The following is a 17,852-nucleotide window of genomic DNA, read 5'->3' as shown; positions in this document are numbered from 1 at the left end:
ACACATAGCGGTGATCTTCGCGGACACCTCGACCGCGAAGATCACCGCCAGCTGATCACGCCATGCAGCCGATCAATTACCCAACACTTTCTCAGCCGCGGCACCGTCCTGCGTTTCGCCCGAGCCGCCGATGTCGAGCAACTCCTCGTCGCGGCGACCCACCGCCCCAGCGTGATCGACGACTACCGGCGCTACCTGCATCACCGGTGGATGGAGGGGTGCACCAACGCCTCCGCTCTCACCCGCGAGATCCAGCAACTGGGCTACCGCGGTGACGTGAACACCGTCCAGCGCCATCTGCGGCTCTACCGAACCGGAGTGATCCCAGCGGAGGCCCCGTTGCCGCACCTGACGGACCGCCGCGTCACAGACTGGATCATGCGCCGACCCGAGCGGCTCGACGACACCGAGCGCAAGTGCCTCGACGAGCTGTGCGAACGGAACCCGGCCCTGGCCACGACCACCCAGTACGCCCGGCGCTTGGCCACCATGGTGCGCGAACGCCGAAGCGAGCACCTGGCCCTCGACGTCTGGCTCGCCGACGTCCGCCTCGACGGACAACCAGAACTCCGCACCCTGGCCGGCGGCATCCGACGCGACCGCGCCGCCGTCCTCGCAGCCCTGAACACCACTCTCACCTCGGGAGCAGTCGAGGGCAACGTGACCAGGATCAAGCTGCTGAAGAGACAGATGTACGGCCGGGCCAACTTCGACCTCCTCCGACGCCGCATCCTCCTGTCACCTTGATCAACCAGCCAAGACCCCTCAATCAGCGACAGAGCCCAGAAGTTGGACCAGAACCCGTTCTCGTGAACATCCGGCGCGGGAGGTGCCTCCCGAACTGCTGTCGAAACGCTGCTCTGCGACGTAAACAGAGCCAGCCTGCACCTGACAGCCGGCATGCGGGACTTCATCAACGCGAACGCTGACTGGCTCACCGTCTTCCAGTTGCCAACCTACGCTCCTGACCTGAACCCGACCGAGGGCGTGTGGTCACTGGTCAAGCGCGACATCGGCAACCTCGCCGCGGCCGACCTCGGCCAGATCACCCGAGCCGTGAAGCGCAGGCTCAAGAGGATCCAGTACCGCCCTGACCTTGCCGACGGCTGCCTCATTGGAACTGGTCTGAGCTTCGACCTGGCTCGCTGACGATCCGTCGGCCCCTGTCCCCGGCGTCGGCGGCCGCGACTGTGGCAACATCGCCGCCATGTCTTTGCTGACCTGGGACCACGACGGTGATCTGTACTGCGCTCTCACTACCGAGACCGGAACGGGCGAGGGCCGGACCACCCATTTCGAACTCAGCGAGGCCCGCATCGTCGCGAGCGGGTCCCCCGCGGTACCTGCTTCACCCGCTCCCGGGCCAACAGCCGTGACGGTGGTCGTCTACGCCCCCGAAGAGGAGAAGCCCGCAGAGGTCTTCTTTGACGGGATGCAGACGCTGCCGTTCACCGTCCTGCAGCACTTCGTGGCAACTGTCGCCGCACAGCTACCAGGCACCGGGTCGTAGAGCAGCGACTCCGGAGGCACGGCAAGGAACTACACCGACTTCACGAGTTCAAGTTCAGTAGCCGGACCCGAACCGTCTGGCAGTGCCAGTCCGTCCCGACGTTGTCAGGGCTGCTTACCGCCCGCCTCGGCATCCTCCGAGACGAACTGCCCCCAGCTTCAGCCAGGCTGCTGCGACAACCCGGCGGTGATGGTCTCTCACCTCACTCGACTCCATGGCGCCTCGTGGCGCACCCATGCGCACCGACAGGCTCGCCGTTGCCTTTCAAGCCTCGCTCCACCTCGCCGCCATACTCATCTGGGCCCTCGATTAGCAGCTGTCAGCGATCGGCAGCCCAGCGCGCGTCGGCAGGCCACGAACCCGTGCCGAGGATGTGTTCTATGAGCTCGAATGCCTCACGGATGGGCACCGTGTCCTGGTCCAGGTACTTGTCGCGCTGCCCGTTGGACAGGACGAATCCGCTGCTCGTCCCCTCCGCTCCGGCGTCCGTGGCATGCTCGCCCGGATCGCCTTCCTCTTCGAGCAGAATTACCATCGCGCGCTCAGTGTTCGTCACGAATGCCAGCGAGCGTCCAGACGAACTGGCCAGCCACGTCTCACGCGGCCCACGGTCGATCCTCGACCGCAGAACCTCCCGCACGGTCTCGGAGGACACAGAAGCAGGGTCGTCGCCATTGATCACCCAGGACTCGAACACGAGCAAGACGATCTCACGGATCGATCCAAGAGGCAGGCTCTAGCCGTCGACCCGCTGGGTTTTCGACCAGGTTCTGCACAAGCCCCGCCGCGAAGGAGTCCATGGCGGCGGTGTTGCCGCCGGTCACGCCCCTTGGCCAGCCTCCAGAATCCGGCAGAGAGCGTCTCGTGGTCAGGCTTGTCGACCGCGGTGAGGAGCCTGGTGGTGGGTGGGGCAGGGGTGGGCCCCCGCCGCGTTGGTTGCGGCGGGGGCCCGGGTGGTGGGTGTGGGGTGGTGGGGTCAGGGGGTGGGGTTGAGTGTCCAGCGTTGGTTGGCGCCGGCGTGGCAGTTCCAGATGCCCAGGCGTGTGCCGTTGGTGGTGTTCCATCCGGGTAGTTCGAGGCAGCGGTCGGAGTGGGGGTTGTAGAGGCTGTTGTCGGCGCGGCGCAGCCATTTCTGGCCGCCCTTGAGGTTGTCGCAGTCGGTGAGGATGACGGGGGTGCCGTTGGCGGTCCCTTCGTCGCGGACGGTGACGCACTTGTTCTGGATGATCAGGGCGTGGTTGTCGGTGTTGAACTTGAACTGCTGGTTGGGGCCGTTCCAGCAGTTCCAGACGCCGATCTCGGTTCCGGCGCCGAGGTTGTCGAGGCATTTGCCGCCGTCGAGGGCGCTGTTGACGGAGATGGTGGTGTTGTTGATGGCGAGGTTGCTGACCTGGGGGTCGGTGAGGGCGTAGGGGTAGGCGCGGACGTCGCTGATGGTGCCGTTGAAGCCGCTGTCGTCGGGGTAGTAGGCGGTGGTGGCGGCGCCGATGGTGAGGGGGCCGCCGCTGGACCAGGGGTGGGGGTTCTTGGCGGAGCCGACGGCGCGTCCGTTGACGTAGAGGGTCATGGTGGCGGTCTCGGCGTTGTAGGTGCCCACCAGGTGGGTCCACTGGCCGACCTGGGGGTGGGCGAGGGTGGAGTCGGCGGCGACGTAGTAGGTGTTGGTGTGGCGCCAGTCCTCGTGGGGGGCGACGAGGGCCCAGGTGCCGGTGGCGGCGGAGTGCTGGAGGTAGAAGGGGCTGCGGTCGTTGCCCCTGATGGAGAGCACGGTGCCGTAGCCGTTGACGGCGTTGGGCCGCACCCAGGCGGCGACGCTGTAGCTGCGGCGGGTGTCGATGCCGGGGGCCTGGGAGCTCTGGTAGTAGCTGCCGCCGTCGAGGAGGGTCGCGCTGTCGGCGGTGCCGTTGCGGTCGGCGGTGAAGAGGGGGTTGCCGGCGGGGATGAGCTTGTTGGTGGCGTTGCTGTCGGTCACGGGCGTGCCGGGGTCGGTGTGGAGGGTGTTGGGGCGGTCCAGGTTGTACCAGTCCGGGGTGACGCGGGTGTTGGCGATCTTCTCGGGGCCGACGTCCCAGGCCATGCCGGGGTTCGCGGCGTCTCCGGTGCGGTGGCCCCACCAGATCTGGAGGTCGCCGGTGTCCTTGTTGAGGCCCCACAGGCCGGGGGCGCCGGTGCCGAGGAGGTCGCCGTCGGAGCCGAGGACGGGCCAGGTGTCGACGGGGACGCTGCCGATGGTGGTGGCGCCGGCGATGCCGGCCAGGGTCGGGACGACGAGGGGGTTGCCGTTCTCGTCGAGGACGGGGTCGCCGAAGTCGGGGTCGACGACGGTGAGAGTGGCGGGGGTGAAGGTGTAGGCGGTCAGGTCGCCGGAGGTCGCGGAGGCGCTGCGCGGGCGCGTGTCGCGGGCCCACAGGCCGGGGCGGCCCTGGCCGGCCCAGTCGCCGGGGGTGATGAGCTCCCTGTCCTTCCAGCCGCCGGACGCGAGGCGCACGGGCTGGCCGAGCTTGTTGGTCTCGGTGGCGGGGAAGAACCACAGAGAGGCGTCGCTGCCGTCGCCGTTGGCTTCCACGGTCACGAGACCGGTCTTGTTCTTGAACTCGAGTTTGATGTCGAGGTCGGTGTGGGCGGGGTCGCCGAGGGCGGCGACGCGCAGGGTGCGTGACCAGGTGTCGGTGTATCCGGCGCAGTAGGCGGGGTCGTCGGGCGGGGTGACGCAGGCCGGCCGGTCGAGCGGGACCTTGCTGTTGTAGCGGCCGATGGAGCGGGAGTTGCCGGGGTTGCCGTAGACGTAGAGGTTGGGGTCGTCCTTGACGTGGACGAACAGGTCGTCGACGTGCTTGCCGCCGGTGAGGGCACCCCGGTGGCTGTACTGGATGGCGTCGGTGGCCCAGCTCTGCTGGTTGGGGGTGTCGGAGGGCAGGGCGGCGAGGGCCGCGGTGGGGCTCTTGGCGACGGTGTTGCCGGGGATGCTGTAGGTGCGCAGGTTGCCGGCCTGGTCGGCGGTCAGGATGTCGGCGGCTCCGTCGCCGGTGACGTCGCCGAAGACCGGCGGCGGGCCGTCGGGGTTCCAGGGGACGTAGAAGGCGTACTGGGCGACGGGGGAGATGTTGCCCGCGTTGTCCGCGACCTGGATGTAGAGGATGTTGGTGCCCCAGGCGGTGGGGTAGATGGGCAGGCCCCCGTTGGGCATGGCGCTGCCGCACTGCCAGGACGCTCCCTCGAACTGGGGGTCCAGGCTCCAGCGGGCGCAGACGACGCCGGAGGTCTGGCCGCCCGAGGGGTTGGGGTCGAGGGGGGTGTAGGGGACGTAGCCCCACTGGTGGGTGCGCAGCTTGGTGCTCTGCCCGTTGCCCGAGGGCGGGAACTGGGTGGCGAGCGCGTCGTCGGACAGCTGGTCGTAGAGGGAGGGGACCTGCACGGTGGGCGGGGTCTGGTCGACGCCGAAGTGACAGGTGGGGGTGGAGCCGGACATGCCGACCAGCTGGTCGCTGGCCATGATGCTGTAGCCGTAGACGTGGCCGTCCTTGATGACGCCGGCGGGGACCGGGAAGGCCGCGAAGGATCCGCTGGCGACGAGGCTGCTGTATCCGGAGGCGACGTCGGGGACACCGGGGACCATGTAGTCCCAGATGTGGCTCCAGGAGTACAGCTGCTGCTGGACGGAACTGCTGACCCTGGCGTTGAGGGAGACCCCGCTCAGGTTGATGCCCGCGCCGAGCCAGCCCCAGCCGTTGCCGTCACAGCCGTGGATCAGCTGGTCGGGCGAGATGGTCCTCGGCACGGGGTAGGCGTACGGATCGGTGGGGGTGTTGGGGGTGCGGTCGTACTCGACGACGACGGTCGGCCGGTAGTCGAGGCGCTTGAAGGCGAGCTTGTCGCTCTCGTTGCCCTCGACGGTGAACGTCAGGTTGGAGTTCGCGCCCGCGTACGCGCGGTAGGCGGAGGTGACGTCGAATTTGAAGTCGATGCCGTTGGTGCAGCCGGGGTTGCCGGATCCGCCGACCCACGCGGTGTCGCCGACCTGGCCGCCGTAGTGCTGGGGGGAGTTGTTCCACGTCGTGCCGTAGCCGATCGCCCGGTCCACGAGGAACAGGTTGAGCGGGTATTTCGTGGCGCAGTTCCAGTTGGAGGACTTGGCCTGCCACATCGTCATGACGGCGTAGTTGATGACGGCGTCGCCGAAACCGTTGGTGGAGATCTCGAAGAAGGACCGCTCGCGGCCGGTCGTGGGCTGGTAGTCCTGCAGGCCGACACCGGGTCGGTTGTACGGTTCCTGGGCCGTGACGGTCTTCAGGTAGTTGTTCGTGTTGGGGTAGGCGGACTGGGTCCAGGTCCAGCCGTTGCCGGTGCGGTCGTCGTAGATCCAGCCCGGGTCGATGAACCACGGCCCTTGTCCGGTGGCGAGGAGGTCCTGGTCGGGGCTGAGGGTGATGCCGGCGGTGTCGGCGCTGGTGGGCATGACCGCGACGCGGGCGTTGCCGCCGGGTCCCTCGACGGTGCTGGTGGCCGGGACGTCCGGGTCGCCGGCGGTGGCAGCCGTTGCGGTGACGGGCGTGGCCGGGGCAGTGGCACCGCTCGTCGGCGCGGCCGGGGCTGCCGGGGTCGCGGGGACGGCTTGGGGGGTTTGGGCTGGGGGAGTGGTGGTGCTGTCCCACATCCGGGGAGCGGGGGCGTGCCAGCGTACGGTGCCGTCCTCGGCGGCGGCCGTGAGGCTGTAGTCGGCGTTCGACGTCACGCTCACACCCGTGGTGGTCACGGGGAAGGTGACCGACTGCAGGGCCGGGTTCGCGGCGGCCTCGGGGGTCTTCACGACGAGGACGGTGCTGAGGCCGCCGAACTTGGTGGCGGTGGCCTTCAGGTCGATGCCGGGAGCGACCTCGGGGTAGAGCAGGCCGGCGCCGTCCTCGTCCACGTGTCCCTGGGTCAGGGGAAAGGGCGAGTGGAGGGTGAGCTGCTTCCCGTCGGCGCTGGTGAGGGTCGCCAGCTCCCCCGGGCCGCCGGCCGACAGGCGGACGTCGGCGCCGGAGGCCTTCGGACGGAAGCCGCCCTGCGGGTCGGCGACCAGGGTGGCGTCGAGCTCCGCCCACGCACCGTTCTGCTGGACCCGCTGCCGCTCCACGTGCTGCGTCTTGCGCAGATGGCCCTCGGGGGTGGCGACGGTCTCGCTGTAGTCGTCGGTCAGCGAGTCGACCGGCACCGCCACACCGGTGGCCTTGGCCTGGGCGATGGCCTTCTCGGCGTCCGTCGCGGGCGGGCGGATCTTCGCGTGCGCGGCGTCGGCCTCGGCCATCACCTCGGCCAGGCTCCTGGCGCCGGGCTGGGGTTCGGCGAGCGCGAAGGGGGCCGGAAGACCGGCACACAGGACGAGTCCGAGGCCGAGCGCGGGCAGCCGCAGGGCCGTGGCCCGGGTTCGGCGCCGGGGGCGTGGTCTGGGGGACGTGGGCATGGCGAAGCCTTCCCGACGAGGAGAGTTGGTGCGGACGCGGCCGGGGCTGGCGCTGCGCGCAGGACAGACGCAACCTGCCGTGACCTGCGACGGCACGTCAATGGTTCGTCCACGTCAGTGAACTGATTTGTCACCAGTTGGCATGATTCGTTCGCTTGGTGATTTAAATCACACCGCACGGTTCTTTGTCGACTCCTCGACCCGGGACGTAAACGACCCATAAGGTCGGCTGACCTTGATCGACTCGCCGTGTCCCCGGGCGCGGTCACCAACGGAGGGTGACGGTGCTCTCTCACCGCGTTCACTCGGCCCGTCGCCGGGCCGCCAAGCTGCGCCGCTCGCGCACCGCCCTGCTCGCCACCCTGGCGGTCGTCGCCTCACTCGTGGTGCCCGCCGGGGGAGTGGCCTTCGCCGCCGCCCCGGACTACCACCGTGTCTGGTCGCCGCCGAACACGCCCCTGCCCGGCACCGCCTCGGTCACCGGCAAGGACGCCCCGCCCCCGCCCGCGGTTGCGTCGAAGACCCAATCCGCCGAACCCCTCGAGGACAGGAGCGGGAGGACCGCCCCCTCCGGGACGGCAACGGTCGACCTCGCACCCCCGCCCGCCGCCGCGGCGAACGCCCCGCGCCCCGACGGCCGCGGCACCGCAGCGCGGGAACCGGCCGCAGCGCCCGCCGCGAAGGCCGGCGACCTGCCGGTGTGGGTGGCCTCCATAGCCGACGGCACCATGACCCCCATGCCGCAGGTAGCCACCGCGCGTACCCCGGACACGAACCCGAAGGTCAGCGTCACGGTCGCCGACGCGGCCACCACCAAGGCCGCCGGCGTCAGCGGCGCACTCGTCGCCCTCTCCCTCGCCGACCAGCACCCCGCAACCGGCGCACGCGTCAGCCTCGACCCCGCCCGGCTCGCCCCCGCCTACGGCGGCGACTGGGCGAGCCGCGCGACCCTGGTCGCCATGCCCGCCTGCGCGCTCACCAGCCCGGGCGCCCAGCAGTGCCGCACCCGCACCCCCGTGCCCTCGCACTACGACCCGCAGACCGGCACACTCGTCGCCGACGTCGACCTGACCTCCGCCCAACCCTCGACCTCGCCGCTCGCGAAGAGCCCGGCCGCCTCCGCCCAGGACACCGCGACCACCGGATCCGCAACCGTCCTCGCCCTGCAGGGAGCCCCCGGCGGCGAAGCCGGCACCTACAGCGCCACCAGCCTCAACCCCAGCCAGGCCTGGTCCGCCGGCGGAACCTCCGGCTCCTTCAGCTACAGCTACCCCGTCCAGATGCCCCCGAGCCTGGGCGGCGGCGTCCCGCAGATCGGCCTGTCCTACGACTCCGCGTCCGTCGACGGCAAGACCTCCGCGACCAACTCCCAGGCCTCCTGGATCGGCGAGGGCTGGGACCTCGGCTCCGGCTACGTCGAGCGCTCCTACCAGCCCTGCTCGAAGGCCGGCATCGACAACTCCGCCGACCAGTGCTGGGCCGGCGCCAACCTGACGATGTCCCTCGCCGGCCACTCGGGCCAGCTCGTCCCCGACGACACCTCCTGCGACACCGCCGACCCGCGCAACGAACTGTCCAAGTGCACCTGGCGCCTGCAGTCCGACGACGGCACCACGGTCCAGTTCCTCACCGGCGCCGACAACGGCACCTGGAACGGCTCCTACCTCAAGGTCACCGACACCGGCGGCACCGTCTACTACTTCGGCCTCAACCACCTCCCCTCTGCCCAGGGCACCCCCACCAGCACCGGCCCCGAGACCCGCTCCGCCTTCACCGTCCCGGTCTTCTCCCCCAAGCCCGGCGACCCCTGCCACGACCCCGCCAAGGGCAACGCCTCCTGGTGCCAGAGCGCCTGGCGCTGGAACCTCGACCAGATCGTCGACCCCCACGGCAACCTCACCACCTTCACCTACGCCCCCGAGACCAACCACTACGCCCGCGGGGCGGGCCAGAACCACGGCAACGGCACGAACACCCCCTACACCCGCGCCGGCACCCTTCAGTCCATCGCTTACGGCCAGCTCCTGTCCGACCAGCTCGCCGCCAACGGCACCCACCCCAGCGCCTCCCAGGTCGTCTTCGACACCGCCGAACGCTGCCTCGTCGGCGGCTGCCAGCCCGACCAGCGCATCCCCGCCAACGCCGGCAACTGGCCCGACGTCCCCCTCGACCAGCAGTGCTCCGCCACCGACCCCTGCGCCAACGCCGGCCCCAGCTTCTGGACCACCCGCTGGCTCACCACCATCACCACCAGGGTCCGCGTCAACGGCGAGTACCGCCCCGTCGACACCTACCAGCTGACACACACCCTCGAAAAGACCTACGACACCAGCACCAACCCCAGCACCCCCTCCGCCATCGAACCCCGCGTCCCCTGGCTCGTCTCCATCCAGCGCACCGGCCACAGCGCAGGCCAGAGCGACGTCGCCCTGGAACCGGTCACCTTCTCCGCCGTCCCCCTGCGCAACCGCGTCGACGGAACCACCCCCGCACGCTCCGAGTTCCACCGCCCCCGCATCTCCGCCATCACCACGGAGACCGGCGGCGCCATCCGCGTCGAGTACATCAGCCAGTCCTGCTCCCGCACGGGCAACGTCATGCCGGCCTCACCGGAGAACAACACCCGAGCCTGCTACAACGTCAAGTGGAGCGAGCCCAACACCCACGCTCTCGTCGACGACTGGTTCCTGCGCTACCCGGTCAGCACCGTCACCGTCGACCCGCGCGACTTCATCCGGGGATCGCTGGGCCAGACCACCACCTACACCTACGGCCCCGCAGCCTGGCACCGCAACGACGCCGAAGGCATCGACACCGACTACCGCACCTGGGACCAGTTCCGCGGATTCGCCTCCGTCACCGCCGTCACCGGCGCACCCAACCACCCCGAAGAACCGCAGACCAAAACCGCCACCTACTACCACCAGGGCATGCAGGACGACGCACCAGGCGCCGCCACCCGCACCGTCCAAGGCCCCACCAGCGGTCCCGTCACCGACTACGACTGGCTCGCCGGCCAGGTCCTCGAATCCGCCACCTACGCCGACGCCAACGCCGCCACCCCCACCGCCAGCAGCATCAACACCAGCAGCAACCCCCGAAGCACCTCCGCCGCAGACGCGGGCGGCCCCACCGTCACCGCCACCCACAACCGCGGCCCCGGCCTGCCAGCCCTCAAGGCCCGCTACGCCGCGCCCCAGCAGAGCACCGTCACCGCCAGGGCCAAGAAGGCCGACGGGAGCTGGCGCACCACGACGGACACCACCTTCACCGACGAGACCCTGCCCTACCTCCCCGGGAAGGTCCTCCAGCAGGCCGACGGCACCCCCGACGTGTGCGTGCGCACCATCTACGCCACCAGCCCGAACTCCCCGATCACCAACGCCGTCGCCCAGACGTACACCGTCTCCGGCCCCGACGCCTGCAACGCCACCCCCACGGCCGCGAACACCGTCTCCGCCGGCCGCACGCTCTACGACAACCAACCGCACGGAAGGGTCGGCGCCACCGCGTCCGCCACCAGCCTCCAGGTGCTGGAGCAGTACGACGCCGCCGGCACCGCCCAGTGGACCACCACCGGAACCAGCGCCTACGACGCCTACGGCCGCCCCACCACCGTCACCGACCCCACCACCACCGACACCACCCATCCCAACGGCGCCGCCACCACCACCCTCTACACCTCCGCAGCCCCGGGCGAACTGCCCAACAAGAACACCGTCATCGCCCCCGCCCCGGCCGGCACCCCCGAAGCAGCCACCGGCTGGACCTCCACCGTCACCCTCGACCCGACGCGCTCGCTGCCACTGACCACCACCGACGCCAACGGCCGCACCGTAACCCAGACCTACGACGCCCTCGGCCGCCTGACAGCCGTCTGGCAGGCCGGGCGCACCACCGCCGAGCCCGCCGACTACAAGTTCACCTACCAGCTGCGCAACAACGGCCCCTCCTCCATCACCACACAGACGCTGCGGGCCAACAAGACGTACCAGCAGTCGATCCAGATCCTGGACGCCCTGGCCCGCGTCGTGCAGACGCAGAGCGACCCGGCGATCTCCGCCTACGCGGGCCGCCTGATCACCGACACCTTCTACGACACCCACGGCCGCCCGGCCGCCACCAACAACACGTACTACAACAGCCTCAACCCGCCGAGCACCACGCGCTTCGAACCCGACAGCGCGAAGGTCCCCAGCCAGACCCGCAACGTCTACGACGGCATGGGCCGCGTGATCGCCGGCCAGTCCCTCGCCTACGGCGCCCTGCAGACCACCACCGCCACCTCCTACCCCGGCGCCGACCGCGTCGACGTCACCCCGCCCCCAGGAGGCCGGGCCACCACCACGGTCAACGACTCGCGCGGACGCACCCTGCAGCTGTGGCAGTACCGCACGCCCGCACCCACCGGCAACCCCGCCGACGCGGACGTCACCTCCTACACCTACTCCCAGCTCGGCACCGAGACCTCCCGCACCGACGCGGCCGGCAACACCTGGACCTACGCCTACGACCAGCGCGGACGGCGCACCAGCACCAGCGACCCCGACGCCGGCACCAGCACCGTCACCTACGACAGCGCCGGACGCGTGGCCACCACCACCGACGCCCGCGGCAAGGAGATCGTCTCCACCTACGACCTGCTCGGCCGCCGCACCGGCACCTACCAGGACTCCGCCGATCCCGCGAACCGCCTCACCGGCAACACCTACGACACCGTCGCCAAGGGCAAGCCCGCCACCTCCACCCGCTACGTCGGCGGCCAGAGCGGCGCGGCCTACACCACCGCCGTCACCGCGATGGACACCGCCTACCGGCCCACCAAGTCCACCGTCACCATCCCCGGCAGCGAAGTCGGACAGACCAACCCGCTCACCTTCACCTACCAGGCCGTCTACAACCCCATCACCGGCGCGCCCACCAAGCAGTCCCTGCCCGCCGTCGGCGACCTGTTCGCCGAGGTGGTGAGCTACAACTACGAGGCCTACGGCCTCCTGCACGACATCGGCGGACTCGGCGGCATCGCCTACGACGTCCAGTCGGACTACGACGCCTACGGCCGCACCATCCGCTCCACGATGAACCCGTACGGCACCCAGATCGTCACCACCAACACCTTCGACGAATCCACCGGCCGCCAGATCAGCCAGTTCGTCGACAAGCAGACCGCCACCACCGGCTCAGTCCAGCACACCACCTACGCCTACAACCAGGTCGGCCGGATCACCGCGATCCGCACCATCCCCAACAACACCCCCTCCGCCACCGACCTGCAGTGCTTCAACTACGACTACCTCGGGCGCCTCACCACCGCCTGGAGCGACACCGGCACCCTCTACCAGGAGCCCAACCCGGCCGTCGGCGGCCAGGGCCGCTGCTACAACGCCACCCCCACCAGCGGCGCCCAGGCACCGGCCGCCACCACCGTCGGCGGCTCCGCCCCCTACTGGCAGAGTTACCAGTACGACCTGACCGGCAACCGCACCGGCATGATCGCCCACCACCCCGGCGGCGACACCTCCCAGGACGTCACCACCACCCAGACCTTCCCGGCCCCCGGAACCCGCAACACCCCCACCACCAACCCCGGAACCGGCGGCGGCGCCGGCGGCCCGCACGCCCTGCTCACCTCCACCAACCGCGTCGGCACCAACACCCCGACCACCAGCACCAGCCAGTACGACGCCGCCGGCCACACCACCGCCGTCACCGACACCGCCGGCACCACCACCCTCACCTGGAACGGCGAGGACCGCCTCGAAACCCTCACCAGCACCAGCGCCGGCACCACCACCTACGTCTACGACGCCGACGGCAACCAGCTGATCCGCCGCAACCCCGGCAAGACCACCATCAACCTCGCCAACGGCGACGAACTCGTCTACAACACCACCACCAAGACCCTCACCGCCTCCCGCTACTACGCCGTCCCCGGCGGCATCACCCTGGTACGCCAGGGCGGCAACGAACTCACTTACCAGTTCGCCGACCACCACGGCACCAACAGCCTGGCCATCAACGCCAGAACCCTGACCGAGAACCGCCGCCCCACCGACCCCTTCGGCAACCCCCGCGGCACCCAGCCCTCCATCTGGGCCGGCGACCACGGCTTCGTCAACGGCACCAAGGACGACGTCACCGGCCTCACCAACCTCGGCGCCCGCCAGTACCAACCCACCACCGGCCGCTTCCTCAGCCTCGACCCCGTCCTCGACGCCGGCGACCCCCAACAGTGGAACGGCTACGCCTACTCCGAGAACGACCCGGTCAACAAGTCCGACCCCAGCGGCCTGCGCTCCGAGGAATGCGGCACCCTCTACGCCTGCGGCCCCGCCGGCACCATCACCATGAACAACACGGCGGAGACGTCAGGCTCCGTTGCCATCAGCGTTCTTAACCGGCTGCATCAAAGCGATCCCGGCTACACGCACACTGTCACCGGCGGTGGCGATGGCGGTGGTGGAACAGGTGGCGCTGGCTCCAGCGGGAACGGCGGCGGTGGCACTCCTGCCCCGGTGAACACGAGTGCCAAGAAGGCCTCGGACGCCAAGACGAAGGTCGTGAACGCGGGCAAGAAGCTCGCCAAGATCGTCGCCGACGAGCTGGGCATCACCGACGCCATCGACTGCGTCACCACCGGCGACCTCGGCTCCTGCGGCGAAACCGCCCTCAACGTCGTCACCAGCATGTTCAGCGGCGGCCCCCTCACCAAGCTCCTCGCCAAGTACGCCTTCCGCTGGAACAAGGCCTACGAACTCGCCAAGACCCTCAAGACCCTCGCCGGCGAACTCTTCGACGGCCTCAAGACCTGGCGCCGCGAATCCAAGGCCGCCAAGGAAGCCGAAGACGCCGTAGCGGCCGCCTGCCCGCTCCCCATACGCGCGCCCCACAGCTTCCCACCGACCACACCCGTCCTCCTCGCCGACGGCAACACCAAACCCATCGGCGACATCACCGCCGGCGACCAGGTCCTCGCCACCGACCCCCAGACCAACACCACCTCCGCCGAAACCGTCCTCAACACCATCGTCACCCCCGACGACACCCTCTTCACCGACCTCACCCTCACCACCATCACCGGTTCCAGCACCCTCACCTCCACCCAGCACCACCCTTACTGGAACACCACCACCTCCCGCTGGACCCCGGCCGCAGACCTCCAACCCGGCCAGACCCTCCTCAGCGACGACAACACCACCGTCACCATCCAGTCCGTCCGCAACTACGAACTCCCCCCGACCGAAGCCCGCGACCTCACCGTCTCCAACCTCCACACGTACTATGTGCTGGCGGGAGCCACCCCGGTCCTGGTTCACAACGCCAGTCCGGCGCAGTGTCAGCTCGGCGTGCAGGAAATGGACCATGTAACATCGGGAGTCCTTGACATCCAGGTTGATGTCGTCCCGTTCGCTAGCGGTGGTCGCGGTTCGGGCGGATTCGTTGACGATATGGGTGATCGGGTACCCGGCATGACGTCATCGAACTACCATCACGTCGAGATGCAGGCCGCTGCCTACATGCGCCGCAATGAGGTTGGGCAAGGGGTGCTTTATATCAACCACCCCGATGGGATCTGCCAGTTCTGCAGTGGATCGGCATATTCACGCCCCGGCGGGACTCCTGTAAAGCCCATCGAGGACGCGCTCCCCAAGGATGCAAAAATGTGGGTCTATGATCAGAGTGGAAAATTCCTCGGTAAATTTAAGGGGAATTCTCGCTAGTTAAAACTGAACCGTCTCGGCAGGGTGCGACAAGCACCCTGCCGAGACTGCGTTCAACAGCGGCTGCACCCAGTGCGTCGGATTCGGGAGTGCCAGCCAGGCCGAACCCTTGGCGTATACTCAGACCTTGTGGATGAACTACTTTCAATAGATCCAGACAGTGTCGGACGATTCTTTCGGCGCTGGTACGGGACCATGGAGAGCGTGAGCGACCTGAACCTCAAGGTCGGCCCCTATGTGCCTAGCCAGCTGCTCGAGTGGCACGTGATGGCGGCTCACGCCGAGGGCCCTGTCACTTTCCAAGATCGCCCGATTCCATTTCAAGATCTTGCATCAGACTCGCGTGGCATGCTCGAGTTCTGGGTAGAAAATCAGAATGGCCACTTTTGGGCCATCAATCTCAATGACGGCACGCTTCAGGTCTTCTCCAGGGAGAATGGAAAGGACGACTGGGTGGCAACGGGTGAGACCCTCGGCCACTTCCTACTGCACTGCACTGTGCGGGAAGCCATCATCGGAAGCTCGTCCAAGTTCACCATCTTTGTCAATTCTTCAGAAATCAGCGAAGCCATGGGCTCGTTTGAACGGCTGAAGTTTGAAGCCCTGGCCTGCGAAGAGCCCGAGGTCCAGCTGTGGTGCAGCGAGGATGCATTGGTCCGCATGGCACCTCCGCCGACAGGATATGCGGAACCCGGGGAGCAGTTGTGGATGCTAACTTTTGCGGCCCCGTCTGATTCAAGCATCGAGCGGTATGCATCTCGGTTCGGACTTGAGGGCATTACCGCCACCAAGCCTACTCGCACGGAGATTCCGTACGAGGCGCCGCCGTTCTAGATGCACTGGGATGCTTCTTGAAGTACAGTTATCGAACTAGAAAGGCCTCGCCAGAATCTAATCTGGAGAGGCCTTTCTAGCGTTTTGACGTCACCTGTTGACGTCACCGAATGGGGTCCAAGATCCCATTTCCCGGCGGGTCGTCGCCTCCGCAGCTGTCGGCGGGGTCGGTGTCTGGGTTGCGGAGGGCGTAGCCGAGGAGGTCGATGGCGTTGCGTTGGATGCGGAGTCGGACGTGGGTGTAGACGGTGGCGGTGACACCGATGTGGGCGTGACCCAACAGCTCCTTGATGACGACGAGTTCGACACCCTGGTCCAGGAGGAGGGTGGCGGTGGTGTGTCGGAGGTCGTGGAAGCGGATCCGGCGAGGGTCTGTACAAAGAACGGTGTAACTCCCAATCAAGGAGTAGCACCTGATGAAGGAAGTGACCGTCTCGGCCGAGGCCGTCGAGGCAGCGAAGCCGCTGGAGTTGCAGCCGGACGCCTTGGATGACCAGTTGATCGGGCAGCTGGTCGACCGGGCCCGTGCGAGTGGGCTGCAGCTCACCGGCGCCGGCGGCCTGCTCCAGCAGCTCACCAAGAAGATCCTGGAGTCCGCTCTCGAGGGCGAGATGACGGACCACCTCGGCTACGAGAGACACGATCCGGCCGGGGCCGGCAGCGGGAACTCGCGCAACGGCACCCGGTCCAAGAGTGCTGACCGAGGTCGGCCCGGTCGAGATCGAGGTCCCCCGCGACCGGGAGGGTTCGTTCGAGCCGCAGCTGGTCCGCAAGCGGCAGCGGCGCCTGTCTGGGGTCGACGAGATGGTGCTCTCGCTGTCCGCCCGGGGCCTGACGCACGGCGAGATCTCCGCCCACCTGGCCGAGGTCTACGGCGTGGAGGTGTCCAAGCAGACGATCTCGACCATCACCGACCAGGTCATCGAGGGCATGGCCGAGTGGCAGAACCGGCCGCTGGATCCGGTCTATCCGGTGGTCTTCATCGACTGCGTGCACGTGAAGCTCCGCGACGGCCAGGTCGCCAACCGGCCGATCTACGTGGCGCTCGCGGTGACCGTCGAGGGCACCAGGGAGATCCTCGGGCTCTGGGCCGGCGACGGCGGCGAGGGCGCCAAGTACTGGCTGCACGTCCTGACCGAGATCAAGAACCGCGGCGTCGCGGACGTGTGCATGGTCGTCTGCGACGGGCTCAAGGGCCTGCCCGATGCCATCGGCACGGTCTGGCCGCAGGCCGTCACGCAGACCTGCATCGTCCACCTGATCCGGGCCTCGTTCCGCTACGCGGCCCGCCAGGACTGGGACAAGATCTCCAAGGCCCTCAAGCCCGTCTACACCGCGCCGACCGAGGACGCCGCCCTGGAACGGTTCGTCGAGTTCACCGAGGCCTGGGGAAGAAGTATCCGGCGATCGTGCGGCTCTGGGAGAACGCCTGGGCGGAGTTCGTGCCGTTCCTGAGCTTCGACGTCGAGGTCCGCCGGGTCATCTGCACCACGAACGCCATCGAGTCCGTCAACGCCAGGATCCGCAAGGCCGTCCGCTCGCGCGGGCACTTCCCGAACGAGCAGGCGGCCCTGAAGTGCGTCTACATGGCGATCATGTCCCTCGACCCGACCGGTGACGGCCGCAAACGCTGGATGACCCGCTGGAAGGCCGCACTCAACGCCTTCGAGATCGCCTTCGACGGCCGACTCTCCGCCGGCCGCCGCTAACTCAACCCAACCGAGTTACACCGTTCACTGGACACACCCACTCTTCGATACCAAAGACTACAGCCGAGCCGGGATTCCATGATGTTTGGATCCACGGATCTCCAAACGGAGTTGCTCCTTCGTTCAATGCGGCGGAGGGCGGTGCTGGGCTTATCGATCACCGTCTGCATGCTCGGATGATCAAGAACGACTCGAACTACAGCGGCGGTCCGATTCGGCTTTGCTCATGTCAGACCGGCTCGTCCTCCGGGACATTCGCTCAGGACTTGGCGAATAAGATGGGGGTGGATGTGATGGCTCCAATTGGATATCTGTATGTATACCGCAATGGTCGGATGACAATAGGTGCCGATGGCGCCCCGCTGGGGCGTGGAAGATATTCCGACCTGGAGGTGAGTGATGGCTGGCGATACAGGTCTGAGGGAAGTCGGTTTCTACAAGTCGGCGGCAGATGTCTCCGCCGCAGCCGGATCTACAGCAACGCCCTGGGAGTCGATGGCGGCGTGTTGCTTGGAGCGGGGGGCGGCTGTGCTGGTTTCGCCTAAGGCCTGTCTGATAATTGATCTTGTGGCAGGTCGAGGTGAGTTGACGGACGCGGCGTGGGAGCGGATAGAGCCCCTGTTGCCGCAGGTGGA

7 protein-coding genes and 2 pseudogenes are annotated in these 17,852 nt (G+C 68.2%); 6 read left to right on the top strand and 3 right to left on the bottom strand.

The window, feature by feature from the left end:
• From ACFVVU_RS38575 to ACFVVU_RS38565, 3 genes are all read left to right on the top strand, one after another.
• On the top strand, nt 1-747 hold a 747-nt coding region (locus tag ACFVVU_RS38575), incomplete at its 5' end, for a transposase (RefSeq protein WP_387794487.1).
• 108 nt (nt 748-855) lie between these two features.
• The gene (locus ACFVVU_RS38570) at nt 856-1,149 is read left to right on the top strand and encodes a transposase (protein ID WP_387794488.1); all 294 of its coding nucleotides are present in this window, start codon (nt 856-858) and stop codon (nt 1,147-1,149) included.
• A gap of 58 nt (nt 1,150-1,207) precedes the next feature.
• Nucleotides 1,208-1,510 carry a hypothetical protein gene (locus ACFVVU_RS38565; RefSeq protein WP_387794485.1) on the top strand — a complete coding sequence of 101 codons (303 nt, stop codon included), beginning with the start codon at nt 1,208-1,210 and terminating at the stop codon, nt 1,508-1,510.
• Nucleotides 1,511-1,829: 319 nt separating this feature from the next.
• On the opposite strand, the gene ACFVVU_RS38560 is transcribed toward ACFVVU_RS38565, so the two are convergent.
• Together ACFVVU_RS38560 and ACFVVU_RS38555 are read right to left on the bottom strand one after the other, a co-directional pair.
• Nucleotides 1,830-2,207: a hypothetical protein gene (locus ACFVVU_RS38560; RefSeq protein WP_387794484.1), complete on the bottom strand. Its 378-nt coding sequence runs from the start codon at nt 2,205-2,207 to the stop codon at nt 1,830-1,832.
• 279 nt (nt 2,208-2,486) lie between these two features.
• On the bottom strand, nt 2,487-6,953 hold the full coding sequence (locus ACFVVU_RS38555) for a LamG-like jellyroll fold domain-containing protein (protein ID WP_387794482.1): 4,467 nt from the start codon (nt 6,951-6,953) through the stop codon (nt 2,487-2,489).
• 284 nt (nt 6,954-7,237) lie between these two features.
• Between ACFVVU_RS38555 and ACFVVU_RS38550 the strand changes: the two genes are divergently transcribed.
• Together ACFVVU_RS38550 and ACFVVU_RS38545 are read left to right on the top strand one after the other, a co-directional pair.
• Complete coding sequence (locus ACFVVU_RS38550) at nt 7,238-14,674, top strand: polymorphic toxin-type HINT domain-containing protein (RefSeq protein WP_387794480.1); 7,437 nt, start codon at nt 7,238-7,240, stop codon at nt 14,672-14,674.
• A gap of 204 nt (nt 14,675-14,878) precedes the next feature.
• Entirely contained in the window at nt 14,879-15,508 is a 630-nt protein-coding gene (locus ACFVVU_RS38545; protein WP_387794478.1) for a hypothetical protein, read from the top strand.
• Between the two features lie 103 nt (nt 15,509-15,611).
• Here ACFVVU_RS38545 and ACFVVU_RS38540 read toward each other — a convergent pair.
• Nucleotides 15,612-15,875 (bottom strand): annotated as a pseudogene (locus ACFVVU_RS38540) (tyrosine-type recombinase/integrase); the annotation flags it as partial.
• A 58-nt stretch (nt 15,876-15,933) separates the two neighbouring features.
• Between ACFVVU_RS38540 and ACFVVU_RS38535 the strand changes: the two are divergent.
• A pseudogene (locus ACFVVU_RS38535) lies at nt 15,934-17,217 on the top strand (IS256 family transposase).
• Nucleotides 17,218-17,852: the final 635 nt, after the last annotated feature.

The organism is Kitasatospora sp. NPDC057965, assembly GCF_042887135.1.
Classification (GTDB): domain Bacteria; phylum Actinomycetota; class Actinomycetes; order Streptomycetales; family Streptomycetaceae; genus Kitasatospora.
The sequence above is the reverse complement of the archived record's forward strand: the minus strand, read 5'-3'. Positions and strand labels throughout refer to the sequence as shown.

Coding starts and splice junctions, on each gene's coding strand:
- ACFVVU_RS38555 (WP_387794482.1), bottom strand. CDS start 6,953: ATGCCCACGTCCCCCAGACCACGCCCCCGGCGCCGAACCCGGGCCACG.
- ACFVVU_RS38565 (WP_387794485.1), top strand. CDS start 1,208: ATGTCTTTGCTGACCTGGGACCACGACGGTGATCTGTACTGCGCTCTC.